Source organism: Herbaspirillum sp. UBA812 (assembly GCF_002296545.1).
Lineage (GTDB): Bacteria > Pseudomonadota > Gammaproteobacteria > Burkholderiales > Burkholderiaceae_D > Herbaspirillum > Herbaspirillum huttiense.
In genome coordinates this window covers 1-475 of the sequence record NZ_DBIC01000351.1, presented here as the reverse complement: position 1 = coordinate 475, position 475 = coordinate 1, and the positions used below count along the sequence as shown (strand labels likewise).

Here is a 475-nt window from a genome sequence, read left to right as displayed (position 1 = left end):
GGAAGTGGTCGCCGAAATCGCCGACAAGCTGGTCGAAACCCTGCGCGCACCGTATTCCGACCTGCTGGGCTGCGATGTCGAAACCGCGCCCAGCATCGGCATCGCGCTGTATCCGCGCGATGGCCAGAGCATCACCACGCTGATGACCAATGCCGACTCGGCCATGTACACCGCCAAGAGCGCTGGCAGCGGCCTCTATCGTTTCTACGATGCCTCGCTCAATGCGATTGCGGTGCGCGGGTTGGAGTTGCTGGGACGCTTCCGCCAGGCCCTCAAGGAAAACGAATTCTGCCTGCACTACCAGCCCAAGGTCGCGCTGCAGGACTATCGCGTGGTCGGCATGGAAGCGCTGATCCGCTGGCAGCATCCCGAGCATGGCCTGATCTTTCCCGGCGAGTTCATCGGTCTGGCCGAAACGCATGACCTGGTCCAGCCGCTGGGCCACTGGATCATCGAGGCAGTCTGCCGGCAACTG

The 475-nt window shown here is 62.9% G+C and carries 1 protein-coding gene; it reads left to right on the top strand.

Features of this window, described 5'->3' with window-relative positions; translation table 11 throughout:
- A partial coding sequence (locus tag B3873_RS23545; protein WP_286869350.1) for an EAL domain-containing protein occupies positions 1 to 475 on the top strand: 475 nt, incomplete at both ends.